This is a genomic window from Nonomuraea sp. ATR24 (assembly GCF_041950485.1).
Taxonomy (GTDB): Bacteria; Actinomycetota; Actinomycetes; order Streptosporangiales; family Streptosporangiaceae; genus Nonomuraea; species Nonomuraea ceibae.
Map to the genome: position 1 here is coordinate 138,412 of NZ_JBGNUU010000009.1, position 24,823 is coordinate 163,234.

Genomic DNA, 24,823 nt, shown 5'->3' on the forward strand with positions numbered 1-24,823 from the left:
GAAAAAACCTACGTATAGTGGCTGACATGCTCATCTCGCACATCGTGACCGTGACCGTGCCCGTCTCCGACCAGGACGCCGCGCACGCCTTCTACACCGGCGTCCTCGGCTTCGAGGTCCGCACCGACAACCCGTTCCCGATGGGCCGCTGGCTCACCGTCGCGCCCAAGGGGGCCGAGAGCACGCTGCTGCTCGCCTCCTGGTTCCCGTCGATGGCGCCGATCGGCGGCCTGGTCCTCTCCTCGCCCGGCGTCGACGCCCTCGCCGAGCGGCTGCGCGAGCACGGCGTGGCCGCCGAAGGGCCCACCGACGAGCCGTGGGGCAAGCAGCTGCTGTTCTCCGACCCGTTCGGCAACGGCTTCGTGGTCAGCCAGGAATGACCGCCGACCACGTCTTCACCGCGCTGGCCAGCCCGGCCAGGCGCGAACTGCTGAGGCTGCTGCGCGAGGAGGGCTCGCAGCCCGCCGGCCGGCTGGCCGACCGCTTCGACATGAGCCGGCCCAGCGTCTCCGAGCACCTCAAGGTGCTCAGGGACGCCGGGCTGGTGGCCGAGACCCGCAAGGGCCGCGAGAGGCACTACCGGCTGGAGGCGGCGCCGCTCATGGAGATCCGCGACTGGCTGACCCCGTACGAGCGCTTCTGGCGCCAGAAGCTGACCGATCTCACCGACCTGCTGGACGACCTGGAGGACGACGATGCCTGACGACAGGAGGGCGATCCGGCTGGACCAGTTCATCGGCCACCCGCCCGCCAAGGTGTGGCGGGCGCTCACCGACCCCGGCCTGGTGACCCGCTGGCTCATGCCCGGCGACTACCGGGCCGAGGTGGGGCACCGGTTCACCTTCACCACGACGCCCAGGCCCGACGTCGGCTTCGACGGCGTGGTGCCCTGCGAGGTGCTGGAGGTCGAGCCGGAGAAACTGGTCAAGCTGGCCTGGGGCCGCGAAGGCTGGATCGTCACCTGGCGGCTCGAACCCGAGGGCCACGGCACCCGGTTCTTCCTCGACCACGAGGGCTTCGACCCGGACGACCCGGCCCAGCAGCTGTCGCGCCGGATCATGGGCGGCGGCTGGCCGCGCATCGTCACCCTGATCGGGCGGATCGCCGGCGAGCTGTGAGCCAGCGCAGCATCGGCCAGAGCGTCCCGCGCCGGCCGAGCGCCAGCGTGCACTCCGTGAGCCGCAGCCCCGACGGGTGGGCCAGCCCGGCGAACCGGCAGGACGACAGGTCCAGCCCGGCCAGCGCCAGGCTGGCCGCGTCCACCTGGCGCAGCGACGTCAGCGTGGCCCGGCCGCGCCCGGTCACCGTCGCCGGGCCGCGCAGCACCGCACCCTCCAGGTCGGCCTGCGAATCGGTCAGCCGCAGCGTGGTCGCGCCCGCCACCCGCACCTGGCGCAGGTCCACCCCGCAGCCGCGCACGGCCACGTCCAGCGTCGCGTCGGCCCGCGCGCGGGCGGCCGACAGCCGGCCGGTCGCCGACAGGTAGGCGTCGGCGGCGAAGTGCGCGGCGTCGAACCCGGCGCTGCCGGCCACCTTGCGGAACGACAGCGTGCGCCCGAACCGCGCGCCCCGGAAGCACGCCGCCTCGCCCAGCCGGGCGCCGTCGAACGTCGCGTACCCGTCGAACCTGGCGCTCTCGCACGACAGCCCGTGCTCGAAGACGGCCTGGCTGAACAGCGCGTCGCGCGACATCACCGCCCGGTCCAGCGACACGTGCCCGCGCGCCCGCACCCCGTGGAAGGACAGCTCCCTGGCGAACCAGGCCCCGGCCAGCGACACGTTGCCGTCGAAGCGGGCGCCGAAGAACGACGCCAGGCGCTCGAACCTGGCCCCGTCGAGCGACACGTCCCCCTGGAAGGCCACGCCCGACAGCCGCACGTCGCCGGTGAACCTGGCCCGGTCCAGCCGCGCCCGGCCCGGCCGGTCGCCCGCCGCCGCCAGCACCCGGCGCAGCAGGTCGCCGCCCACGGTGGTGCCGCGCAGGTCCAGCAGGCGGCCCGGGGCCAGGGCGGCGAGGGCGGCCGACAGCTCCTCGTGGGGCAGATGGGCCAGGCAGCGCCCGGACGGCGGGCGGGCGACTCCGGTGCAGGCGGCCGAGTGCGCGCAGGTGACCCAGTCCATGCAGGGGTCATACCCGGGGCGGGTCCATGTCAAGGTTCGGAGATTTCATGTTCCAGCCTTGTCCATGGAGGAAGATACGGCGGGGACTGCCTCTAAAGTGCGGATTATGCGTGCTTTACCGCTTGCCGCGCTCACCGTGGCAGCCACCCTCACCGCCACCCTCACTGCCGGGGCCGTACCCGCCTCCGCGGCCCCTGCCGGGCCCTGTGACACCCCGGCGGACCGGCAGGTCGCCGAGGTCCAGGGCCGCGGCGCCGCCACCCCGCTCGCCGGGCAGACCGTCCGGGTGGAGGGCGTCGTCACCGGCGACTTCCAGCGCGGCGACCAGCTCAGCGGCTTCTTCCTCCAGGACCCGACGCCGGACGGCGACCCGGCCACCTCCGACGGCCTGTTCGCCTTCGCCCGCGACACCTTCAAGGACGTCAAGGTCGGCGACCGCGTCCTGGTGACGGGCCGGGCGATCGAGTACAACGGCTGGACCGAGCTGTCACCGGTCACCGCCGTCGACGTGTGCGGCACCGGCTCCGTCGCGCCCCTGCGCCAGAGCCTGCCCGCCGACGGGCTGGAGTCCGTGGAGAACGTGCTGCTCACCTTCCCGCAGCCGCTGACCGTCAGCGACCACTACGACCTGGGCCGCTTCGGCGAGGTGACGCTCTCCTCCGGCGGCCGGCTGTTCCAGCCGACCGACCGGCCCGGCGTCGACCCGGCGCTCAACCAGCAGCGCTCCCTGCTGCTCGACGACGGCTCCTCCCGCCAGAACCCCGCCACCCTCCCGCCCCTGGCCCGCGCCGGCGACACCGTCACCGGCCTCACCGGCGTCCTCGGGTACGGGTTCGGCGCCTACCGCCTGCAGCCCACCGAGCCCGTCGCCTACCGAGCGGCCAACCCGCGCCCGGCCAGGCCCGCCCGGGTGGGCGGCAACGTCAAGGTGGCCTCGTTCAACACGCTCAACTGGTTCACCACGCTCGGCTCGCGCGGCGCCACCGACGCCGCCGAGCAGCAGCGGCAGCTCGCCAAGCTGGTGGCCGCGCTCAAGGGCCTCGACGCCGACGCCGTCGGCCTCATGGAGGTCGAGAACAACGGCCGGACCGCACTCCAGGCGCTGGTCGACGCCGTCAACGCCGAGGTGGGCGCGGGCACGTACGCCGCCCTGACCCACCCGTACCCGGGCACCGACGCCATCCAGGTCGGCCTCATCTACAAGCCCGCCAAGCTCAAGCCGGTCGGCGAGCCCGCGGCGTCGCGCGACCCGGTCTTCAGCCGGCCGCCGCTCGTCCAGACGTTCCGCCGCACCGGCGGCGGCCAGCCGTTCACCATGATCGTCAACCATCTCAAGTCCAAGGGCTCCTGCCCCGACGACGGCCCCGACGCCGACCAGGGCGACGGCCAGGGCTGCTGGAACGCCACCCGCGTCAAGCAGGCACAGGCGCTGCTCGGCCTGACCGCGGACCTGCCCAACCCGATCGTGCTCGGCGACCTCAACGCCTACGGCGAGGAGGACCCCATCGGCACGCTCGAAGCCGGCGGCCTCACCAGCGTCACCAAGAAGCACGTGCCCGCCTCCCAGCGCTACAGCTACGTCTTCGAGGGCCTGGCCGGGGAGCTCGACCACATGCTGGTCGGCAGGCAGCTCCTCAAGCGCGTCACCGGCGCCGCCATCTGGCACGTGAACGCCGACGAGCCTCGCATCCTCGACTACAACACCGAGTTCAACCCGCCCGGCCTCTACCGGCCGGACGCCTACCGCTCCTCCGACCACGACCCGCTCGTCGTCGGGCTCGCCCTGCCGGGAGGCCGCGGCTGAGGGCTGGAATGCCCGCGCGAGGGTAGGGGTTCTTCCTGTGTAGAGATGTTGACGTACACACGCTGACGGACGAATGCGAGGAGCCACTTGTGGCGACCATCGAAGTAACCGAGAAGAACTTCAACGACATCGCCGACAAGGGGATCGTCCTGCTCGACTTCTGGGCGGACTGGTGCGGCCCCTGCAAGATGTTCGGGCCGATCTTCGAGAAGGCTTCCGAGGAGCACCAGGACATCACGTTCGGCAAGATCGACACCGATCAGGAGCAGGCGCTCTCGCAGGGCTTCGAGATCCGGTCCATCCCGACGCTGATGGCGATCCGCGACGGCATCGTGGTGTTCTCGCAGCCGGGCGCCATCCCGGCCCCGGCCCTGGCCGACCTCATCCGCCAGGTCCGCGCCCTGGACATGGACGAGATCCGCGCCGAGCTCGACAAGGAGCTCAAGGACGCGCAGCGGCAGCAGTGAGACGACAGGGCAGCCCCGCTCGCGGCGGGGCTGCCGTGTTTTCAGTGACGCCCGGTGAGGCTCAGGGGCCGGTCTTGCGGCCCACGCCCGCGTAGCCGATGGCGGTGCCGCCGCCGTAGGTCTCCCCGCCGTCGGGCCGCCAGTCCTTCGGGAAGACCAGACCCGGCTCCAGCAGCTCGTAGCCGTCGAAGAAGCGGACGATCTCCTCGTGTGTGCGCAGGTTCAGCCCGGCCGTGGCCTGGTTGTAGACCTCGATCGCCTGCGGCGTGGTGTCCGGCTTGGCGTCGATCGCGTGGCTGATCACCAGATGGCTGCCGGGCACGCTCACGTCACGCAGCTTGCCGACGATCCCGTACGCGTCGTCGTCCGGGATGAAGTGCAGGATGGCCAGCATCATGAACGCCACCGGCTGCCCGAAGTCCACCATCCCGTCGAGGCGTTCGAGCACCTCGTCCGGCTTCCTCGCGTCGGCCTGCAAGAAGTCCACCTTCTCGCCCCTGGCCAGCAGGGCACGCCCGTGCGTGCACACCACGGGGTCGTAGTCCACGTACACCACGCGCGCCTCGGGCGCGATCTCGTGCGTGTTGCCCTGGGTGGGCAGGCCCGCCCCCAGGTCGATGATCTGCCGGACGCCGCCCGCGACCACCTCGCGCACGGCCCGGCGCAGGAACGCCCGGTTCTCCCTGGCGGCGTCCTTGGTGACCGGGAAGATCTTCATGATCCGCTCGGCCGCTTCACGGTCGGCCGCGAAGTTGTCCTTGCCGTCGAGGTAGTAGTCGTACATCCTCGCGACGTTGGGCACGTTGGGGTCGACGCCCTCCGGAGCACTATCCACCAAAACTCCTGATATTTCGCCCTTTACAGCGCGATCCTAGGAGATCACGGGGGTCACCGTGACCGATGACCCCCGGTGTGAGGTGGATCACTCAGCCGCGGTAGAGCTCCGCCACCCGGAACGCCAGATCCAGCGACTGACCACGGTTGAGCCGCGGGTCGCAGGCCGTCTCGTAGCGCGTGGCCAGGTCGCCCTCGGCGATCTCGTGGCCGCCGCCCACGCACTCCGTCACGTCGTCGCCGGTGAACTCGATGTGGATGCCGCCCGGGTGCGTGCCGAGCGAACGGTGCACCTCGAAGAAGCCCGCCACCTCGTTGAGCACGTCGTCGAGCCGCCGCGTCTTGTGGCCGCTCGGCGCCTCGAACGTGTTGCCGTGCATCGGGTCGCAGATCCAGGCGATCTGCGCGCCCGAGGCGGTGACCTCCTTGACCAGCCGCGGCAGGTGCTCGCGGATCTTGGAGGCGCCCATCCGGGTGATGAACGTCAGCCGGCCCGGCACGTTGTCCGGGTTGAGCTTGTCGATCAGCGCCAGCGCCTCGTCCGGCGTGGTCGTCGGGCCCAGCTTGACGCCGATCGGGTTGCGGATGCGGGAGAAGAACTCCACGTGCGCCCCGTCGAGCTGCCGGGTCCGCTCGCCGATCCAGACCATGTGCGCCGACACGTCGTAGGGCAGCCCCGTACGCGAGTCGATGCGGGTGAGCGCCTGGTCGTAGTCGAGGATCAGCGCCTCGTGCGAGGAGTAGAACTCCACCGAGTGGAACTCCTCCGGGTCGGCCCCGCACGCCCGCATGAACGCCAGCGCCTGGTCGATCTCCCGGGCGAGCTGGTCGTAGCGGCGCCCGGCGGGCGACTCGGCCACGAAGTCCTGGTTCCATGCGTGGACCTGCCGCAGGTCGGCATAGCCGCCCTTGGTGAACGCCCGCGCCAGGTTGAGCGTAACGGCCGAGGAGTGGTAGGCCTTCAGCAGCCGCCACGGGTCGGGGCGGCGCGACTCGGCGGTGAAGTCGAAGCCGTTGACCATGTCGCCCCTGTAGGCGGGCAGCTCGACGCCCTCGCGGGTCTCGGTGCCCTTCGAGCGCGGCTTGGCGAACTGCCCCGCCAGCCGGCCGATCTTCACGACCGGCACCTTGCCCGCGTAGGTGAGCACGATCGCCATCTGCAGCAGCGTCTTGAGCTTGTTGCGGACGTTGTCGGCGGTCGCCGCCGCGAACGTCTCGGCGCAGTCGCCGCCCTGCAGCACGAAGGCCTCGCCCCGCGCCACGGCGGCGAGCTCGTCCTTGAGCTGGTCGCACTCTCCGGCGAAGACCAGCGGGGGGAGGCCGCCGAGCTCGGCGACGACCTTCTTGAGCTCGCCGTGATCGGGCCAGTCGGGTTGCTGGGCCGCGGGGAGGGCTCGCCACGAATCGAGATTCAGCGAATTGGTCAGTGCGCTCACGACATACGAGGGTATTCCACCGGGTCCTCCCCACCGACCGCCGTGTCCACGTTGTGAGAAGACGGTGTCAAAATAGGGGTCGCCCGCACGTGCTCGGGGCGCACCCCGAGACCGACGAAGCGGCGGACCAGCCGGTTGAGCACCGGCACCCGCGCCAGGTCCGGGCGCACCCGCGGCGGCCCGAATTTCCTGGTCAGCGCCGGTTTGATGAGCTGGTTCTGCACCAGCCGCTGCACCGCCTGCGTCACCAGGGTCGGCGGCATGCGCCGCCGCTGCACCCGGCGCAGCGCCGCCTCCGGGACCGGCCCGCGCCCGGGGGAGCGCAGCGCGCCCGCCAGCAGGCCGGCCGTGGCGACCGCGTCCTGCACCGCCAGGTTGATGCCGACGCCGAACACCGGCGACATCGCGTGCGCCGCGTCGCCGATGCACAGGAACCCCGGCCGGTGCCAGCGGCGCAGCCGGTTGAGCCGCACCGTCAGCATGCTCACGTCGTCGAAGCCGCCGATCACGCCCAGCCGCCCGGCCGCGAACGGCAGCATCCGCGCCACCGGCTCGCGCAGCGCCTCGATGCCCCGGCCTGCCAGCTCCTCGTAGCCGCCCTTGCGGATCACGTACGCGAGCTGCCAGTAGGTCTCGCGGTTGATCGCGACGACCACGTGGCCGCTGGAGACCCGCAGGAACGGCTGGTCCGGGTCGGACTCCTCGCGTGGCACCCGGAACCACAGCACGTCCATCGGCGCGCCCAGCTCCTGCGGCGCCAGCCCGGCCCGCCCGCGCAGCACCGAGCCGCGCCCGTCGGCGGCGACCGTCAGCGCCGCCCGGACCTCGTGCTCGCCCGACGGGTCGCGGTAGCGCAGCCCGCGCACCGCCCCGCCCTCGCGGATCAGGTCGTACGCCTCGGCCCGCATCAGCAGGCGGAAGTTCGGGTAGCGGGCCGCCTCGGACGTGATGAGGTCCAGGAAGTCCCACTGCGGGACGAACGCGATGTAGTCGTAGCGGCCGGGCAGCCCCCGCAGGCTCGCCAGCCGGATCGGCCCGCTGTCGGTCACGACGCTCAGCTCGTGGGCCTTGCGGTGCGGCAGCGCCAGGAAGCGGCCGGCCAGCCCCAGCTCGTCGAGCACCTGCAGCGTGGACGGATGGATGGTGTCGCCGCGGAAGTCGCGCAGGAAGTCGGCGTGCTTCTCCAGCAGCGTCACCTCGACGCCGGTCCGGGCCAGCAGCAGGGCGAGCATCGCGCCCGCCGGGCCGCCGCCCGCGATCACACAGCTCATAATTCATCACCTGATGAGATTGTCTCACGGGCCGGGAAAGGGAGCAATACCCGCATCCGGAAAGGCGGAAGGACCGAATCAGGTGATGCAGCCGCCTCTCCCGGGAGTGGACATGAACGACGACCTCCACCTCCTCACCGGCGCCTACGCCGTGCACGCGCTGCCCGCCGCCGACCTGGCCCCCTTCGAACGCCACCTGACCCGCTGCCCCTCCTGCCGGGCCGAGGTCCGCCGCCTGCGCGAGACCGCCGCCCGCCTCGCCGCCCCCGTCCCGCCGCCGCCCGCCCTGCGCACCCGCCTGCTCGGCTCCCTCCACCCCCACGGCGGAGCCCTGCGGGAGCAGGAAGAGGAGCCCCCCGGCGAGCCGGCCCCGCCCCCGCCCCCCGCCCGCCGAGGCCGCGGCCCCCCACCCCTGCTGCGGGGCCCGCATCCCTCCCGGGGAAGGCCCCCGCCGTGACGGCGCGGACGGGCCCCGGCGCCCGCGGGCCGGGTGGCGGGTCAGGGCTGGCGGGTGAGCCAGGTGGTGTACGGGGGGCGGCGGGCGGCGACGGCGGCGTGGGCGGCGCGGGCGCTGTCCAGCAGGGCCGGTACGTGGGCCGCGAACCCCGGGCGCCACACGAGCACCTGTCGCATCCACAGCGGGTTGCCCGCCAGCGGCCGCACGACGACGCCGGGCCCGGGGTCGTGCAGCGCCTGGCAGGCGGAGACCGCGTGCCCGGCGCCGATGAGCTCGCCGCGTACCCCGGCCCCGATGAGCTGGTAGCGGGCGCGGGGCGTGAAGCCGGCGCGCCCGCACGCGTCCAGCAGGTGCTCGGGCCACCCGAGCCCGTCCGGCGGCGGCAGCACCCACGGCTCGCCGGCCAGGTCGGCGAGCTCGACCTCCTCCCGCGAGGCGAGCGGGTGGGCGGCGGGCAGGGCGACGAACACCGGCTCGACGGCCACGGCCTCCAGCCCGAGCGAGGGCTGGGGGCGCAGTTCGTGCCCCGGGTAGTCGGCGACGAGGGCGACGTCGAGCCGGCCGTTGGCGACCATGTCGACCAGGACGCGGACGAAGTGCTCGGTCTGCAGGGTGATGCGCGCCTCGGGGAAGGCGCGCATCAGGTTGGCGACGAGCGGCACGACGACGGGGTGCTCGAAGCTGCCGACGCGCACGGCCTGCCCGGCGAGCTCGTACGGCCCGGCGGCGAGCAGGTCGTCCACGCCGGCGAGCACCACCCGGGCCCTGGCCAGCACGAACTCGCCGAACGGGGTGGCGGTGACGCCGCGGTGGTCGCGGGCGAAGACGGGCCCGCCGAGCACCCCCTCGATGCGGCGGAGCTGGGCGGTGAGCGCGGGCTGGGAGACGCCGAGCGCGGCGGCGGCCCTGGTGACGCTGCCTTGGTCGGCGATGGTCCGGAGCGTCTCCAGATGCCGCAGCTCCAGCTTCATCCGGCAGAAGGTATCACGCCGGGGTTATGCCCTTATGGGATGAGACGTCCGGCGTGGCCGGGCCGATAGTGCTGGGCATGCGCACAATCGCGGCCCTCGTGCTGGCCGCCGCAGTCGTGTACGTCCCCTCCCAGGCTGTCGCCACCACCGCCACGGTGGCGGCCACGGTGTCCGCCGCCGAGCCCGGCGCCGCCACCGTCGTGCCCGTGCAGGTCACCGGCGCGCCGGAGAAGCGTTTCAACCTGATCGTCATGGGCGACGGCTACACCGAGTCAGAGCAGGCGAAGTTCGGCCAGGACGTCGACCGTCACCTCAACGTGATGTGGTCGATCGAGCCGTTCAAGTCCTACCGCAACTACATCAACGTCTACCGGGTCGACATCGTGTCCGGCGAATCGGGCATCAGCTGTGACCCCGACCTGACCTCGCCGCGCAGGACGACCCCGCTGAGCATGGGCTTCTGGGGCCGCTGCAACCCCGGCAGCGTGCAGCGGCTCATCACCATGGACAACGGCGCCGCCAACCGCTACGCCAACCTGGTCGCCGGCACCACGTCCGGCAACCGGCAGATCCTCGCCCTGGGCAACAGCGGCACGTACGGCGGCGCGGGCGGCTCGTACGCCACCGCGTCGGGCAGCAACGCCATGTCCGCCCTGATCAGCCCGCACGAGCTGGGCCACTCACTGGGCGGGCTGCAGGACGAGTACGACTACTACCAGCGCGGCGAACCCGGCGGCGCCTACAGCGGCGGCGAGCCGTCGTCGGCGCACCACACGCTGCTGACCGAGCAGCAGATGCGCGAGCAGCAGCGCAAGTGGTGGCGCTGGCTCGGCGAGCCCAGCGAGTCGGGCGGCCCGATCGCCCGCTACGAGGGCGGCCTGTACGCCACGACGGGCGTGTGGCGGCCGAGTCAGCACTCGATGATGAAGACCCTCGGCTACTACTTCGACCAGGTCAGCCGCGAGGTCATGGTCCGGCGCATCACCGCGAAGACCGCGGTCGTGCAGGACGCCACCCCGTCCGGGCAGCCGGTCGGCGCGGACCGCGTGCTGTGGGTCGAGCCGATGCGCCCGGTCAGCCACAGCCTGACCACCACCTGGAACGTCGACGGCAAGGACCTGCCGGGTGACGCCGACACGCTCGACCTGCGCACGCTCGGCCTCAGCCCCGGCACCCACACGGTCAAGGCCACGGTGACCGACCCGACGGAGTTCGTCCGCGACCCGGCCGTGCGCGCCGCGCTGACGGCGAGCAGGACGTGGACCGTCGACACGACGCTCACCACCCCGCCCGACGGCGTCGAGCCGGGCTTCACCTCCTCCACCCCGACCGGCCGCCCGGCGGGCGCCGAGGACGTCATATACGTTGAGACCACGCACCCGGCGCACACCGTGCCGAAGGTCGCCTGGGAGCTCGACGGCGAGCGCGTCGGCGACGGCGGCACCGACCTCGACCTGGGCGAGCTTGACCTGAGCCCCGGCACGCACCAGCTCACCGCGAGCCTCGGCGGCGACACGCTGACCTGGACGGTCGACGCCGTCGCCCCCGCGACCGGCTACGAGCTGTCGGAGCCGCTGGTCAGGTCCGGCGACACCTACGTCTACAACGGCCCGTTCTCGATGCGGCTGACCGGCGACGACGACCGCGACGGGTACGTGGTCTCGGAGTCGCGGGTCGACGGCGACGGCTGGTTCAACTACTTCGGCTGGCCGACCTCCTCGGAGCTGCCGTGGACGTTCACCGAGGAGGGCACGGTCATCGACCACCTCGTGTACGGCAAGCTGCCCCGGGGCCGGCACACGGTCGAGTACCGCTCGATCGACGCGGCGGGCAACGCGGGCAAGGCGAAGTCGTTCACCGTCACGACGATCGCGCCGCCCCCCGCCTGCACCCGCACGGTCACCGGCGCCCACCGCGGCCCGCTCACCGTGACCGGCGGCGTGACCTGCCTCGACGGCGCCACCGTCACCGGGCCGGTCCAGGTGCGGGCCGGGGCGTCGCTGGTGGCCGACGGCGGCCGGATCTCCGGCACGCTCACCGCCTCCGGCGCCGCCGAGCTGCACCTGCTGGGCACCCGCGTGGACGGCGCGCTGACCGCCGACCGGACCGGGACGCTCACCGTCGTGGGCGCCGAGCTGCGCGGCGCGGCCTCGCTGACCCGCAACACGGCCCCGGCCGTGTCCGGCACCACGGTCAAGGGCGCGCTCTCCTGCACCGGCAACACCCCCGCCCCGGCGGACCTGGGCGTGCCGAACCGGGTCACCGGCGCGGGCGGCGGCCAGTGCCGCGACCTACGCGAGGGCCCCAGGGGCGGGAGCTACGAGGCGATCCAGCAGCTCGCCCAGTGAGCTGAACGCCGCGTCGCGGATCCGGGCGTACTCCTCCTCGGGGTACTGCCTGGGTCCGTTCTCCACCAGCAGGATCAGCGACAGGTAGGCGCGGTAGAGGTCGAGCCGGGTACGCGCGGACGCGGTGAGCTCCAGCGGGCGCACCTCGCGGTACCCGGCCAGCATCGGATCGTCCTCGCGCAGCTCCCCGAAGATCGTCGGGGTGACGAACTCGGCCAGCGGATCGCCCCAGAACGCCCGCTCGTGGTCGATGATCGCCTGGATGCGCGGCGTGCCCGACACGTCGAGGAACACGTTCCCCTTCCAGATGTCGAAGTGCACCAGCCGCGGCGTCGTCACCTCGTCCAGCACCGGCGAGGCCGCCTCCAGCACCTCCATGATCCCGCCGGGCGGCGCGGGCAGCGGCGTCGGGTAGCGCCCGGTGTCGCCGAGCAGCGCCCCCGCCATCGCCAGGAACGCCTCCCGCCAGGTCGCGCCGGTGATCCCGGCGTGCGGGTAGCCGAACACCTCGCCGGTCACCGAGTTGAAGCGGGCCATCAGCCGGCCCAGCTCGCGCCGCAGCTCGTCCTCGTTGCCCGGCCGCGCGTCGTTCCACGACACGCCGTCGAGCGCGGACAGCATCAGGTAGTCGCCGCCCAGCACCGGATCGTCGAAGCCGGCCCGCAGCAGCGCCGCCACCGGCACCCCGGCCGCCGCCACCAGCTCGTACGCGGCCGCCTCCATGCGCAGCAGGTTGCGTTCGTAGCTGAGCTGGTCGAGCTCGGGCGGCGGCGCCAGCTTGCACACCACCTCGCGGCCGTCGTCCAGCCGCAGCCGCCACACGGCGTTGGCGTAGCCGTCGGTCAGCTCGGTGTGCCCCACGACCCCGGCGCCCAGCGCGCGGCGGGCCAGGGCGTCGAGCTCGGCGGGGGATAAGCGGCGTTTCGTCCTGCTGTCCACGCGAGCAAGTGTGGCCTCAGGCCGCGCCGATCGTCCAGCGCGCCTCGTGCTCGCCGCCCGGCTTCAGCACCACCAGGTCGGTGCCCGAGTTGAACGCGTCGGGCGGGCACGTCATCGGCTCCACAGCCACGCCCTCGTAGCCGAGCTGACGGCTGGTGCACACCTGCACCCACGGCAGCACCGCCGGGTCCCACGTCAGCCGCACCCCGCCGACCCGCACCTCGCCCCGCGCCAGGCCGGTGAACGCGTGGTCGACCACCGCGCCGTCCACCGCCCGGACGCGCGTGAAGTCGTACGGGGTGCCGGAGACGTCCGCCAGCTCGCGGGGGAGCAGCGCGTCGTCGGGCAGCAGCACCTTGGCCGCCGGCACCTCCAGCTCGTCGCCGAGCAGCCACGGGTGCGGCCCGCACCCGTAGGGCGCGTCGTGCTCGCCCGCGTTGCGGGCCAGCACCGTCGTGGTCAGCCCCCGCTCGCCCAGCTCGTGCGTCACCGCCAGCTCCAGCGTGAACGGATAGCCGGGCGCGCCGTCGATCCGGTACGTGAGCCGCACCCGGGAGCCGTCCGCCTCGGCGATCTCCCAGTCGTCACGCGCCACCAGCCCGTGGATGGCGTGGCCGCGCTCCGGCTCGGTCACCGCCAGCTCGTGCGTGCGGCCCTCGAAGGTGTAGCGGGCGCCGCCCACCCGGTTGGGCCACGGCGCCAGGATCGTGCCCGCGAAGTAGGGCACCGGCCCGCCCTCGGGCCACGAGGTGACCAGGTCGCGCTCGCCGTGCCTGAGTGTCCTGAGCGCGGCTCCGCGGCGGCTCACCTGAGCGGTGTAGCCCCCGCCGACAAGCTGAGGCACGACAGACGTCCTCTCGACTGGTGTAAACGGTTTCGGAAATGATATCGGCAGGTCAGGCGGATTCGCGGCGCACCAGGTGAGTGTCGAGGATGACGACCGGCTGGCGCAGCTCCTCGCCGTTGATGCGGGCCACCAGCAGCAGCGCCATCTGCCGGCCCATCGCCTCCATCGGCTGGTGCACGGTGGTCAGCGGCGGGTCGGCGTGCAGCGCGGCCTTGGAGTCGTCGAACCCGATCACCGCCACGTCCTCCGGGATCGCCCGGCCCGCCGCCTTGAGCACCCGCATCGCGCCCAGCGCCATCGGGTCGGAGGCGGCGAACACCGCGTCGACGTCGGGATGGGCGGCCAGCAGCTCGGCCATGGCCGACTCGCCGCTCTCCTCGGAGAAGTCGCCGTAGGCCACCAGCTCCGGCAGGCCCGTCGGCAGCACCGCGTCGCGGTAGCCCGACAGACGGTCGACGCCCACGCCCATGTCCTGCGGCCCGGCGATGGTGGCGATCCGGCCGCGGCCGAGGCCCAGCAGGTGCTTGACCGCCTGCCGGGCCCCCGCCCTGTTGTCCATGTCGACGTAGCTGTAGGGGGTCGCAGGACCGACCGGCCGGCCGCCCAGCACGGTCGGCACGCCCATCGCCTCCAGGCGGCCCGGCAGCGGGTCGTCGCCGTGCAGCGACAGCAGCAGCACGCCGTCGACGTGCTGGCCGGTCAGGTAGTGCTCCAGCCGGGCGTGCTCCTGCCGCGAGCGGGCCATCGCCAGGATGAGCTGCAGCCCCGTCTCGGTCAGCGCCGAGCCGATGCCCCGGATGGTGCCGGCGAAGTAGGGCTCGTCGAACACCCGGAACTCCGACTCCGACACCACCAGGGCCACCGTGTCGGTGCGCCGCGTCACCAGCGCGCGGGCCGCCCGGTTGGGCACGTAACCCAGCTCCTGGATGGCCTGCTGGACCGCCTCGCGGGCCTTCTCGCTGACGTTGGGTGAGCCGTTGATGACTCTCGACACGGTGCCCCGGCCGACGCCGGCCCGAGCTGCGACTGCCTCAAGAGTCGGTCGGTTCATGGGCCCTATTCTGCCGGATGATCTCGGCATACCAGATCGCGCTGTCCTTCAGCACCCGCTGCTGCGTCTCGTAGTCGACGCGGACCAGCCCGAACCGCTTGCCGTACCCCCAGGCCCACTCGAAGTTGTCCATCAGCGACCAGGCGAAGTAGCCCTCGAGCGGCACGCCGGAGTCGATCGCCGTGCGGCAGGCGCGCAGGTGCGCCTCGATGTAGTCACGGCGCTCGGTGTCGCGCACCCGGCCGTCCTCCAGCACGTCGTCGAAGGCCGCGCCGTTCTCCGAGACCACCAGCGGAACCGGCGGATAGTCGCGCGCCACCCGCTGCAGCACCTCGACCAGGCCGTCCTCGTCGATCTCCCAGCCCATCGAGGTGACGGGCCGGCCGCCGTTGACGAACGACACGTGCTCGCTGCCGATCCACGGCGAGCCCGTCTCGGTCGGCGCGGCCGAGGCCGACGCCTTCCCGCCGGCCTCACCGGAGACGGTGAAGCGGCTGTAGTAGTTGACCAGCAGCACGTCGATGGGCGCGTTGATGGTCTTGAGGTCGCCGTCCTCGATGAAGGACAGGTCCATCCCCAGGTCGTCCAGGACGTCCTGGGGATAGCGGCCCGTCAGCAGCGCGTCGAGGAAGAACCGGTTCTGCAGCCCGTCGATGCGGCGGGCGGCGTCCTGGTCAGCCTCACTGGCCGTGGCCGGGGTGATCGCGTACAGGTTGACGCAACCCCCCACCCGCCTGGCGCCCATGGCCTGGACCCCTAGTCCATGGGCGAGGTTGAGGTGGTGCGCGGCCCGGATCGCGTTCTCGGGCTCGCGGCGTCCCGGAGCGTGCTCGCCCGAGGCGTAACCCAGGAAGGCCGCGCACCACGGCTCGTTGACGGTGCTCCACGTGTGCACGTGATCCTTCAGCGCGTCGTGCACCGCCGCCGCGTACTCGGCGAAGCGCAGCGCGGTGTCGCGCTCCGGCCAGCCGCCCTTGTCCTCCAGGGCCTGGGGCAGGTCCCAGTGGTAGAGCGTCAGCCAGGGATCGATGCCGTGCGAGCGGAGCTCGTCCGTCAGTCGCTTGTAGAAGTCGAGACCCTTGTGGTTGACGGGTCCCGAACCGTACGGCTGGACGCGCGGCCACGACACGGAGAACCTGTAGGAGCTCAGCCCCAGGTCCGCCATGATCCGCACGTCGTCGCGGTAACGGTGGTAATGGTCGATGGCCACGTCCGCGTGCTGGCCGCCGACCACCCTGCCCGGCGTCCTGGTGAACGTGTCCCAGATGGAGACGCCGCGGCCGTCGGCCGTCACCGCGCCCTCGATCTGGTAGGCAGAGGTGGCCGCACCCCACGCGAACCCGGTGGGGAATCGCAGCTCGGAGCGGGTCTGCTCCTCCTGAGTCGTCACGCCTTGACCGCACCTTCCATCAGGCCGCCGACGATCTGCCGGCCGAACAGCACGAAAACCACGAAGAGAGGGAGGACCGAGGCCGCGGTGCCGGCGAACAGCATCACGTAGTCGGTGCCGTGCGCCTGGTTGAGCGCCGCGATCGAGGTCTGCACCACCGGGTTCTCCGGCAGCAGCACGATGAGCGGCCACATGAACTCGTTCCACGTCTGCATGAAGACCAGCAGCGCGAGCACCGCCATGCCCGGCCGCAGCGCCGGCAGGATGACCTTGCGGTAGATGCCCATCGTGGACGCCCCGTCGACCCGCGCCGCCTCGACCAGCTCGTCGGGCACCGCCTGGGAGGCGTACTGCGTCATCATGAACACGCCGAACCCGTTCACCAGGAACGGCAGGATCACCGCCTGGAGCTTGCCGGTCCAGCCGAGCGTCACCATGAGCTCGTAGAGCGGGACGATGCCCATCTGCTGCAGCGGCACCATCATCGTCGCCAGGATCACGCCGAGCAGCACCTTCGAGCCGCGGAAGCGCAGCTTGGAGAAGGCGAACCCGGCCAGCGTCGAGATGAGCACCACCGACACCGTGACGGTCGTGGCCACGATCGCCGAGTTGACCAGGCCGGTGATGAAGTACGCGTCCTCGGTGGTGAGCAGGCGTTCGACGTTCTCGCCCAGGTGGCCGCCGGGCAGGAGCGGCGGCGGCACGTCGAGCGCGTCGTCGTTCGTCCGCGTCGCCATGATGAACATGTAGTAGATGGGGAAGGCGGACAGCAGCAGCGCCACGGCCAGCACGACCTTGGTGAGAGCCCCCGCTTCCCACAGGCGGCCGGTCGGTTGTCCGGCGGTCATCGCGCACCCCCGATGCGGCGAGTGAAGAAGTAGTTGATCATCGTGCCGATGAGGATCAGCACGAACAGCAGCCAGGCCGCCGCGGAGGCGTAGCCGATCTCGAAGCTGCCCCGGAAGGCCTGCTCCACGATGAACATCGCCACCGTCTGGTACTGGCCGGTGGTGCCGCCGGTCATCATCTGCTCGCCCTCGAACGTCACCGGCTCGGTGAACAGCGTCAGGCCGCCGATGGTGGAGATGAAGACCACGAACACGATCGTCGGGCGCAGCATCGGCAGCGTGATCTGCCAGAACTGCCGCCGGGCCGACGCGCCGTCGATGGCGGCGGCCTCGTACAGGTCCTTGGGGATCGTCTGCATCGCGGCGAGCAGGATGATCGCGTTGTAGCCGGTCCAGCGCCAGTCGACCATCGTGGCGATGGCGATCCAGGACGACCACTTCTCGTTCTGCCAGGCGATCGGCTCGATGCCCACCAGGCCGAGGGCCCAGTTGAACAGGCCGTAGTCACGGCTGTAGAGCTGGCTGAAGATGACGGCCACCGCGACCACCGAGGTGATCATCGGCAACAGCACGCCGAGGCGCAGCAGCAGCCGGCCGCGCAGCCTCTTGTTCAGCGCGTTGGCCAGCACCAGCGACAGGATCAGCTGCGGGACGGTGGCCAGCACGAACATGCCGACCGTGTTGAACACCGCGTTCCAGAACTCGGCGTCGGCGATCAGCTCGGCGTAGTTGCCGAGGCCGGCGAAGGTCCGGTCCCCGGCCAGCTCGGCGTCGTGCAGCGACAGCCAGAGCGTGTAGACCAGGGGGAAGATCCCGAATATGGCGAAGAGCAGGAAGTAAGGGGACACCAGGAGATACGGCATCCCCTTGATGTCGAAGCGGGCCATACGCCGCCTGGGCGCCGCCCGCCTGCCGGACGCGTGCCGCGGCGGCGCGAGTTGGAGAGTCATGAAGGGCCTTTCGAGCCGGGGCGGGAGTGAGGTGGCGTCCGCCGCGGGGGAGGACGCCACCCGTTTCCTTCAGGCGAGCCGTCAGCCGGCTGCCTTGACGCCCGCTTCGACGAACTTGGTCCAGGCCTCGTCGTAGCCGATGGCGCCCTGGTCCATGCCCTCGAGCACCTTCTCCACCGAGGTCTTGACCTGGGCGTGCTTCTCGCCGAGGAACACCGGCTGCAGGTCCTTGACCGAGGCCGCGAAGATCTCGCCCGTCGGCACGTCGTTGAAGTACTCGTTCTTCAGGCCCGCCACCTCAGGGTCCTGCTGGGCCGGGATGGAGCTCGGGAACGCGCCCGCCTCCTTGAAGGCCGCCACGTGGCCCTCCTTGCCCGTCAGGTAGTTGAGCACCTGCGCGGCTTCCTTCGGGTGCTTGGTCTGCTTGGGGATGGCCAGCCAGGAGCCGCCCCAGTTGCCCGACCCGCCCGGCACGGCCGCGACGTCCCAGTTGCCCTTGTTCTCGTCACCGGCCGCGCCGGAGATCACGCCGAGCATCCACGACGGGCAGCCCATGGTGGCGAAGTCGCCGCCCTTGATGGCCTTGTTCCACGGCGGGCTGAACGCCTGCAGCTTGGCCGTCAGGCCCTGCTGGCTGAACTTCTGCACCCAGTCGAAGGACGTCTTGACCGCCGGGTTCGTCTCCAGCACGAGCTGGTTGCTCTTGTCGAAGTAGGAGACGTTGCCGTTCTTCGGCGCCTCCTGCGACAGGATCACGTTGTAGATGGTGTTCGGGCCGTCCATCCACTTGGCGTCCTTGTTGGCGGCCTGGAACTTCTTGCCGGCCTCCAGGTACGCGTCCCAGGTCGGCCAGAGCTTGGCGACCTCCTCGCGGTCGGTCGGCAGCCCCGCCTTCTCGAACAGGTCCTTGCGGTAGCACATGGTCATGCCGCCGATGTCGGTGCCGAGCGCGAACAGCTTGCCGTCGGCGTTGACGCCCGCCTCCCACTTGGCCGCCGGGAAGTCGGCCTTGCGGTCCTGCAGCCCGTGCTCGCCCAGGTCGGTGAAGAACTGCGGCCGGGCGGCCATCAGGCCCATCGCGCCCTCGTCGATGCCGACGATGTCGCCGGCGCCGCTGCCCGCCTGCAGGCGCTGGAGCAGCTGCGGCAGGTAGACGTCCTCGAACCGGTCGGTCAGGTTCGTGTACTTGATCTGGATGTTCGGGTGCTCGGCGTTCCACTTCTCGACGGCGGCGTCGTAACCGAAGTTCTCGCCACCGCCGAAGGTGTGCACATTGATCGTGACAGGCTCTGCCGCCGCCGTCGTCTCACCGGCCCCGGCCGGCGTCGTCGTGCCGCCGCCGCCACACGCGGCCGTCGCGACGGCCAGCGCCGCGACCATGACACCGGAAACAGCAAAGCGCTTGTGGTTCGTCATTCCGTACCCCTTTTGGGTGTGGATCGTGGGAGGTGCATCGCGGGGTGAGCCGCGAGAGGAAGGTCTTTGGGAGCGCTCCCACAAAGAGTGCCCGTACGGCGTGCGGACGTCAACGTCCCGAAACTCAACCGTTACCTATGGGGTGTTTCGGGCCACTAGAAGCGGATTTTTCACCTTAAAGGGCTCATATAGCCCTTTGGGAGCGCTCCCATCTCATGCGCACCTATTCCACACCACTCCGGGCAGCCCACCCCGGCGGCGGCGCGGATCAGCCGCAGGCCAGGGCACGCTCCTCCAGCAGCCGCCGCTCCCGGCCGTTGCGCGTCAGCCCCGCCGCCCGCACGAACTCCGCCCGCGCCTCCGCCAGCCGGCCCAGCCGGAACAGCAGATCCCCGCGCACGCTCGGCAGCAGGTGGTAGCCGCGCATCGCGGGCTCCCCGGCGATCTGGTCCACCAGCTCCAGCCCCACCGCCGGGCCGTACGCCATCGCCAGCGCCACCGCCCGGTTCAGCTCCACCACCGGCGAGCGCGACAGGCGCGCCAGCTCCTCGTACAGCGCCGCGATCCGCGCCCAGTCGGTCTCCTCCGCCGTCAGCGCGCGCGCGTGACAGGCGGCGATCGCCGCCTGCAACGTGTACGGCCCCATCCCCCCGCCCGCATCCCCGCCCGCATCCCCGCCCGCATCCCCGCCCAGGTCCCCGCCCCGGTCCCCGCTCAGCTCCTCGGCCCGCGCCAGCGCCGCCAGGCCGCGGCCGATGAGCAGCCGGTCCCAGCGCGCCCGGTTCTGCTCCAGCAGCAGCACCGGCTCGCCCGACGGCCCCACCCGCGCCGCCGCCCGCGACGCCTGGATCTCCATCAGCGCCACCAGCCCGTGCACCTCCGCCTCCTTCGGCATCAGCCCGGCCAGCACCCGCCCCAGCCGCAGCGCGTCCTCGCACAGCCCCGGCCGCATCCAGTCGTCACCCGCCGTAGCCGAGTAGCCCTCGTTGAAGATCAGGTAGATGACCTCCAGCACCGACGACAGCCGATCCGCCAGCTCAGCGCCCCCCGGCACCTCGAACGGCACCCCGCGCTCCGCCAGCGTCCGCTTGGCCCGCACCACCCGCTGCGCCATCGTCGACTCCGGCACCAGGAACGCCCGCGCGATCTCGTCCGTCGACAGCCCGCCCAGCACCCGCAACGTCAGCGCCACCCGCGCCTCCGTCGACAGCACCGGATGGCACGCCGTGAACACCAGCCGCAGCAGGTCGTCCTCGATCTCCTCGACGCCCGGCAGCTCCGTCTCGTCGTCCAGCTCCCGGCCCAGCTCGACCAGCTTGCGCTCGAACCGCTCCCGCCGCCGGATCATGTCCACCGCCCGGCGCTTGCCCACGGTCATCAGCCAGGCGCCCGGATTGCGCGGCACCCCCTCCCGCGGCCACTGCTCCAGCGCCGCCACCAGCGCGTCCTGCGCCAGCTCCTCCGCCAGGCCGACGTCACGCACCATCCCGGCCAGCCCGGCGATCACCCGGGCCGCCTCGATCCGCCACACCGCCTCAATGGCCCGATGAGTCTCCGACGCCGTCACCCGCCCATGACAACAGCCCCACCCGCTTACTCGCAACCCAAGCGCTCTCTCGTGGGACGCACCCCTTCCACCACACGGCCCCTGCCGCTCCGTGGGGGCACGCCTCCCTGAGGCGGCGGCTTCCCACGAGGCGGCGGCTGCGCCGCACCACGCGGCCCGCAACCCACCAGCACCGCCCAGCCCAGCAGCCGGGTCGGACCGTCCGGGGTACGGGCGGCCGGTGGGGCCGCACCCCCGGGAGCCGGGCACCGGAGGGGCTGGGTCCGGCCTGCCGGTGGGGCCGGGCTGTCCGGGGCGCGCGCCGCCGGTGGGGCCGCGCCCCTGGGGAGCCCGACCGGGATCGCCGGTGGGGTGGGGCCGCCTCGGCGGAGGCCGCCAGAGGGCCGGATTGCCTGGGGCACCGGTGGGTTGGGCCGTCCGGGGCGTGGCTGCCAGTGCGGTCGGGCCGCTCCGCCGGGGGTCGCCGGTGGGGTGGGGCCGCCCCGGCGGAGGCCGCCAGAGGGCCGGACTGCCCGAGGCGCCCCTTCCGGGGGCCCGCCCCCTCCCGGGGTTGCCGCCATCCTGGGGCTTTCCGCCTGCCCCGGCGGGGGTGTGGCCTCCCCGGGAGGGGCCGCCGCAGCGGGCCGCCTCCCGCGGGGGCGCCTCCCTCGGGGGCGTCGCTCTCGGACGGTCAGGGCTCAGGTGGGGAGTCGAGAGCGGCGCGGATGACGGCGTGGCGTTGGGCGGTTTCGGGGGTCAGGGAGGTCTCGGGCATGTCCGAGGGGTCGAAGACCTGCCAGACGTCCAGGCCGACGCCGTCGTGGCCGGGCGGGACGGGGACGCGCAGGGCCCATTCGAGCGCCTCCTCCCGCGACTTGACCTGGATGAGCCAGAAGCCTGCGATGAGCTCCTTGGCCTCGGCGAACGGCCCGTCGATGACGCGGGCCTTGCCGCCGCTGTAGGCGATGCGGGCGCCGCGCGAGCTGGGGTGGAGCCCTTCGGCGGCGAGCAGGACGCCCGCTTTCACGAGCGACTCGTTGAAGGCCGTCATGTTGTCGACGAGCTCCTGGCTCGGCAGGGCGCCGGCCTCGGTCTCCTCGCTGGCCTTGCCGACGATCAGGAATTTCACGGTGCGTTCTCCTCGTCCAGGCGGTGAAGCGGGCTCCCGGCGAGCCTGCCACACCTGTGCGTCGTCCCGGAGGGGGCCGGATCGACACGGGGAGGGGAGAAAGCGCGGAAGCGGGGGCCCGGGGGAGGGGCGCGCGCTTCGCCAGGGGGAGGGTCAGGCGGCGTACGAGGGGTAGCCGTAGCCGACGACCTGGGACTTGGGCCGGACGCGCTCCTCGACCTTGCCGTTGCCGGTGTTGCCCTCGATCGTGGAGATCGTGCCGTCGCCGTTGTCCTTGACGACGAAGCCGACGTGCTGGATGGCGCTGATGCTCTTGCTGCCGTTCCAGGCGAAGAAGACGACGGCGCCGGGCTTGGCCTCCTGACCCCAGCGGTCGTTGGCGGCGAACCACTTGGCGTGGGTGACGGTGTAGGCGTCCCAGCCGACCTGCGGGCGGGCGCCGGTCTGCTCGCCGACCCAGGAGACGAACATGGAGCACCAGGGGGCGTTGAGGTAGGCGCTGGGGTTGCCGCCGTCGCGGGCGACGGTCTCGAGGGCGCGCTTGGAGCTGGCGTACCACTCCTGGAACTTGGTGCCGCCGCCGTAGGCGTTCTCGGAGGTGCCGACCTGGGCCTTGGCCAGGGCCAGGACCTGGGAGGCGGTGACGTTGACCTGGTTGGCGCCGGTCCTGGTCTGCGTGGACTCGGACATGGTCTGGGTCTCGACCTGGTGGCCGGGCTCGGCGGCCTGGGCGGGGAGTGCGGTGGTCATCCCGGCGCCGAGTCCGGCGGCCAGGACGGTTGCGCCGAGGGAGGCGCCGGCGCGGGGGTGAAGCTTCTTCGGGGCACGGGTAAGACGGTGCTTCGCCATCGAGGGGATTACTCCTTGCTTCCATGCCGCTTACCGGGTTAGCTGACGGGTTCGGGCGTGGAAGCTGCCCTACGGCACACAAGGTGCCGATTCACCCCAAAGGACATGGGTCCCCGGCTCCGCGCAAGGCGGATTCAGCGGTCACAGGACGATCCTGTGAGTGTCGTGCGATGGTTGGCAACGACCGGACAAACCGGACGTAAGCCGCGAATGCGCCATAAGGTAATACATCCGCCAAGGCATTACAAGTCGATAAAGTTGCAGCTAGGCGAGTTGCCCGCGCGCGTCGGCCAGGAGCCCCATCATGGCAAGGGATTCGTCAAGAGGCATGATCGCGCTCTCGGTCCGGTTCTCGGCCAGCGCGTCCCGCACCTCGCGCAGCTCCCCGGCGTAGCCGTTGTCGGCCGGGTCGAGCTCGTGCTCCTCGGTCTCCATCGACGGCCCGCTGAGCACCACCCGCCGGGGCGCCCAGAACGGCGCGTCCAGGTCGGCGCGCATCCCGGTGCCCACGATGCTGGCCGAATTGGGGAAGTGCGCGAGCAGCGAGGTGTCGACCAGCGCCCGCCGGCCGCCTGGGTAGACGAGCACCCCGCCCGCCTCCGCGTCGACCCCGTTGGGCGCCAGCGCGCCCGTCAGGTGCATGGACTCGGGCATGCCGAGGAACAGCTGGGCCAGCCCCAGGGGATAGATGCCCAGGTCGAGCAGCGCGCCCCCGCCCAGCTCGGGCGCCCACAGCCGGTGCGCGGGATTGTACGGCAGCGCGAACCCGAACGAGGCCCGCACCGAGCGGATCTCCCCGAAGCGCGGGTCGTCCTTGAGCATGCGCACCAGCGGGTTGAACCGCATCCACATGGCCTCCATCAGGAAGACCCCGGCCTCGCGGGCCAGGCGGACCATGCGCTCGGCGTCGGCCAGGCTCGCCGCCAGCGGCTTCTCGCACAGCACCGCCTTGCCCGCCGCGATCGCGGCCTCGGCCACCTCCAGGTGCTGGGCGTGCGGGGTCGCCACGTAGACGGCGTCGACGGCCGGGTCGGCGCACAGCTCGGCGTAGGAGCCGTGGGCGGACTCGGCGCCCAGCGTCGCCGCCAGCGCCTTGGCCCGGCCCAGGTCGCGGGAGCCGACGGCGGCCACCCGCATGCCCGGCTCCGCCGCGATGACCGCCCCCACGGTCCTGGCGATGCCGCCCGTCGCCGCGATGCCCCACGCTAGATCTCGCACGCGGAAGATCGTACTGATTCATCCGCGGACGCGAAACCTGACCGGTTTCACCTCACGGGAACACGTCCGGGTCCGGGCCCAGCCGGCGGCCCGCGTTCAGGGCGCCGATGGCGGCCATGTCCTCCCGGTCGAGCGTGAAGTCGAAGACCGCGATGTTCTCTTTGATCCGCGCCGGCGTGACGGACTTGGGGATGACGATGTTGCCGAGCTGGATGTGCCAGCGCAGCACGATCTGCGCGGGCGTGCGGCCGTGCTTGTCGGCCAGCACCGCCAGCGCGGGCTCCGACAGCAGCCCCTTGCCCTGCCCGAGCGGGCTCCAGGCCTGCGTGAGGATGCCGTTCTTGTCGTGGAACTCGCGCAGCTCGCGCTGCTGGAAGTACGGGTGCAGCTCGATCTGGTTGATGCACGGCGGCACGTCGGCCTCGTCGAGCAGCCGCTCCAGCGTCTCGACGGTGAAGTTGGACACGCCGATGGCCTTGGCCCGGCCGTCCCGGTAGACCTTCTCCAGCGCGCGCCACGCCTGGACGTACTTGTCCTGCCGCTGCGCCGGCCAGTGGATCAGGTAGAGGTCGACGTAGTCGAGGCCGAGCCTGCCCAGGCTCTCCTCGAAGGCCTGCTCGGCGCGGTCGTGGTCGTTGTTCCACAGCTTCGTGGTGACGAACAGCTTCTCCCGCGGGATGCCGGAGGCGCGCACCGCCCGCCCGACGCCGGCCTCGTTGCGGTAGAGCTTGGCGGTGTCGATGTGGCGGTAGCCGCATGCGAGCGCGGTCGTGACCGCCTGCTCCGCCTCGTCGTCGGGCACCTGCCAGACGCCGAGCCCCAGCTGCGGGATCTCCACGCCGTCTCTGTATAGCCGTAGCGAGTTCATACCCTCCATTGTTCACGTGCCGTTCCGAGCGGCTTAAGCCGCCCGGGCTAGCTTGAAGCGGTC

The 24,823-nt window shown here is 71.9% G+C and carries 24 protein-coding genes and 1 riboswitch; of the genes, 7 read left to right on the forward strand and 17 right to left on the reverse strand.

Going from position 1 to position 24,823, the window contains the following annotated elements:
* The first annotated feature begins 26 nt into the window (after nucleotides 1-26).
* Genes ACBI99_RS22980 through ACBI99_RS22990 form a run of 3 tightly spaced genes read left to right on the forward strand, consistent with a single transcriptional unit; the run spans nucleotide 27 to nucleotide 1,118 of the window.
* The gene (locus ACBI99_RS22980; RefSeq protein ID WP_219509393.1) at nucleotides 27-380 is read left to right on the forward strand and encodes a VOC family protein; all 354 of its coding nucleotides are present in this window, start codon (nucleotides 27-29) and stop codon (nucleotides 378-380) included.
* Complete coding sequence (locus ACBI99_RS22985; protein ID WP_219509394.1) at nucleotides 377-703, forward strand: helix-turn-helix transcriptional regulator; 327 nt, start codon at nucleotides 377-379, stop codon at nucleotides 701-703. Before ACBI99_RS22980 ends, ACBI99_RS22985 begins: the two co-directional genes overlap by 4 nt.
* Nucleotides 696-1,118, forward strand: a complete 423-nt coding sequence (locus tag ACBI99_RS22990) for an SRPBCC domain-containing protein (protein WP_219509395.1) — start codon at nucleotides 696-698, stop codon at nucleotides 1,116-1,118. Before ACBI99_RS22985 ends, ACBI99_RS22990 begins: the two co-directional genes overlap by 8 nt.
* Here the strand turns inward: ACBI99_RS22990 and ACBI99_RS22995 are convergent.
* Nucleotides 1,084-2,121 carry a pentapeptide repeat-containing protein gene (locus ACBI99_RS22995; RefSeq protein ID WP_219509396.1) on the reverse strand — a complete coding sequence of 346 codons (1,038 nt, stop codon included), beginning with the start codon at nucleotides 2,119-2,121 and terminating at the stop codon, nucleotides 1,084-1,086. The genes ACBI99_RS22990 and ACBI99_RS22995 overlap by 35 nt on opposite strands.
* Before the next feature lie 106 nt (nucleotides 2,122-2,227).
* On the opposite strand from ACBI99_RS22995, the gene ACBI99_RS23000 reads away from it, so the two are divergent.
* Both ACBI99_RS23000 and trxA read left to right on the forward strand, forming a co-directional pair.
* Nucleotides 2,228-3,925: an ExeM/NucH family extracellular endonuclease gene (locus ACBI99_RS23000; protein WP_375073425.1), complete on the forward strand. Its 1,698-nt coding sequence runs from the start codon at nucleotides 2,228-2,230 to the stop codon at nucleotides 3,923-3,925.
* Between the two features lie 89 nt (nucleotides 3,926-4,014).
* Entirely contained in the window at nucleotides 4,015-4,392 is a 378-nt protein-coding gene (gene trxA, locus ACBI99_RS23005) for a thioredoxin (protein WP_219509398.1), read from the forward strand.
* Nucleotides 4,393-4,453: 61 nt separating this feature from the next.
* Here trxA and ACBI99_RS23010 read toward each other — a convergent pair whose 3' ends face one another.
* The 3 genes from ACBI99_RS23010 to ACBI99_RS23020 form a co-directional block, all read right to left on the reverse strand.
* Nucleotides 4,454-5,227, reverse strand: coding sequence for an SAM-dependent methyltransferase (locus ACBI99_RS23010; RefSeq protein WP_375073426.1), 774 nt, complete (start codon nucleotides 5,225-5,227; stop codon nucleotides 4,454-4,456).
* A gap of 91 nt (nucleotides 5,228-5,318) precedes the next feature.
* Entirely contained in the window at nucleotides 5,319-6,653 is a 1,335-nt protein-coding gene (locus ACBI99_RS23015) for a class II 3-deoxy-7-phosphoheptulonate synthase (RefSeq protein ID WP_246645915.1), read from the reverse strand.
* A gap of 5 nt (nucleotides 6,654-6,658) precedes the next feature.
* Nucleotides 6,659-7,933, reverse strand: a complete 1,275-nt coding sequence (locus tag ACBI99_RS23020) for an FAD-dependent oxidoreductase (RefSeq protein WP_246645911.1) — start codon at nucleotides 7,931-7,933, stop codon at nucleotides 6,659-6,661.
* A gap of 112 nt (nucleotides 7,934-8,045) precedes the next feature.
* Between ACBI99_RS23020 and ACBI99_RS23025 the strand changes: the two genes are divergently transcribed.
* Entirely contained in the window at nucleotides 8,046-8,390 is a 345-nt protein-coding gene (locus ACBI99_RS23025; protein WP_357590590.1) for a zf-HC2 domain-containing protein, read from the forward strand.
* Between the two features lie 41 nt (nucleotides 8,391-8,431).
* Here the strand turns inward: ACBI99_RS23025 and ACBI99_RS23030 are convergent, their stop codons facing one another.
* Complete coding sequence (locus tag ACBI99_RS23030; protein ID WP_357590592.1) at nucleotides 8,432-9,361, reverse strand: LysR family transcriptional regulator; 930 nt, start codon at nucleotides 9,359-9,361, stop codon at nucleotides 8,432-8,434.
* A gap of 77 nt (nucleotides 9,362-9,438) precedes the next feature.
* Here ACBI99_RS23030 and ACBI99_RS23035 point away from each other — a divergent pair, with 77 nt between their 5' ends.
* A complete protein-coding gene (locus ACBI99_RS23035; protein WP_375073427.1) occupies nucleotides 9,439-11,709 on the forward strand; it encodes a M64 family metallopeptidase in 2,271 nt (756 codons plus the stop codon).
* Here the strand turns inward: ACBI99_RS23035 and ACBI99_RS23040 are convergent.
* The 12 genes from ACBI99_RS23040 to ACBI99_RS23095 form a co-directional block, all read right to left on the reverse strand.
* Nucleotides 11,653-12,648, reverse strand: coding sequence for a phosphotransferase family protein (locus tag ACBI99_RS23040; RefSeq protein ID WP_375073428.1), 996 nt, complete (start codon nucleotides 12,646-12,648; stop codon nucleotides 11,653-11,655). The genes ACBI99_RS23035 and ACBI99_RS23040 overlap by 57 nt on opposite strands.
* Before the next feature lie 16 nt (nucleotides 12,649-12,664).
* Entirely contained in the window at nucleotides 12,665-13,492 is an 828-nt protein-coding gene (locus tag ACBI99_RS23045; protein WP_357590596.1) for an aldose 1-epimerase family protein, read from the reverse strand.
* A gap of 52 nt (nucleotides 13,493-13,544) precedes the next feature.
* Complete coding sequence (locus ACBI99_RS23050) at nucleotides 13,545-14,546, reverse strand: LacI family DNA-binding transcriptional regulator (RefSeq protein ID WP_375073429.1); 1,002 nt, start codon at nucleotides 14,544-14,546, stop codon at nucleotides 13,545-13,547.
* Nucleotides 14,527-15,936 carry a GH1 family beta-glucosidase gene (locus tag ACBI99_RS23055; RefSeq protein ID WP_219509407.1) on the reverse strand — a complete coding sequence of 470 codons (1,410 nt, stop codon included), beginning with the start codon at nucleotides 15,934-15,936 and terminating at the stop codon, nucleotides 14,527-14,529. Before ACBI99_RS23055 ends, ACBI99_RS23050 begins: the two co-directional genes overlap by 20 nt.
* Complete coding sequence (locus tag ACBI99_RS23060; protein WP_375073430.1) at nucleotides 15,933-16,784, reverse strand: carbohydrate ABC transporter permease; 852 nt, start codon at nucleotides 16,782-16,784, stop codon at nucleotides 15,933-15,935. Before ACBI99_RS23060 ends, ACBI99_RS23055 begins: the two co-directional genes overlap by 4 nt.
* Nucleotides 16,781-17,734, reverse strand: coding sequence for a carbohydrate ABC transporter permease (locus ACBI99_RS23065; RefSeq protein WP_375073431.1), 954 nt, complete (start codon nucleotides 17,732-17,734; stop codon nucleotides 16,781-16,783). Before ACBI99_RS23065 ends, ACBI99_RS23060 begins: the two co-directional genes overlap by 4 nt.
* A gap of 81 nt (nucleotides 17,735-17,815) precedes the next feature.
* Complete coding sequence (locus tag ACBI99_RS23070) at nucleotides 17,816-19,150, reverse strand: ABC transporter substrate-binding protein (protein ID WP_219509410.1); 1,335 nt, start codon at nucleotides 19,148-19,150, stop codon at nucleotides 17,816-17,818.
* A gap of 268 nt (nucleotides 19,151-19,418) precedes the next feature.
* Complete coding sequence (locus tag ACBI99_RS23075) at nucleotides 19,419-20,636, reverse strand: RNA polymerase sigma factor (protein WP_375073501.1); 1,218 nt, start codon at nucleotides 20,634-20,636, stop codon at nucleotides 19,419-19,421.
* 751 nt (nucleotides 20,637-21,387) lie between these two features.
* Nucleotides 21,388-21,825, reverse strand: a complete 438-nt coding sequence (locus tag ACBI99_RS23080; RefSeq protein ID WP_357590602.1) for a YciI family protein — start codon at nucleotides 21,823-21,825, stop codon at nucleotides 21,388-21,390.
* A gap of 153 nt (nucleotides 21,826-21,978) precedes the next feature.
* Entirely contained in the window at nucleotides 21,979-22,674 is a 696-nt protein-coding gene (locus ACBI99_RS23085; protein ID WP_375073432.1) for a CHAP domain-containing protein, read from the reverse strand.
* Nucleotides 22,675-22,686: 12 nt separating this feature from the next.
* Nucleotides 22,687-22,824: riboswitch (cyclic di-AMP (ydaO/yuaA leader) on the reverse strand.
* A 114-nt stretch (nucleotides 22,825-22,938) separates the two neighbouring features.
* Nucleotides 22,939-23,892: a Gfo/Idh/MocA family protein gene (locus ACBI99_RS23090; protein WP_375073433.1), complete on the reverse strand. Its 954-nt coding sequence runs from the start codon at nucleotides 23,890-23,892 to the stop codon at nucleotides 22,939-22,941.
* 52 nt (nucleotides 23,893-23,944) lie between these two features.
* Nucleotides 23,945-24,760: an aldo/keto reductase gene (locus tag ACBI99_RS23095; RefSeq protein WP_219509414.1), complete on the reverse strand. Its 816-nt coding sequence runs from the start codon at nucleotides 24,758-24,760 to the stop codon at nucleotides 23,945-23,947.
* Nucleotides 24,761-24,823 lie beyond the last annotated feature (63 nt).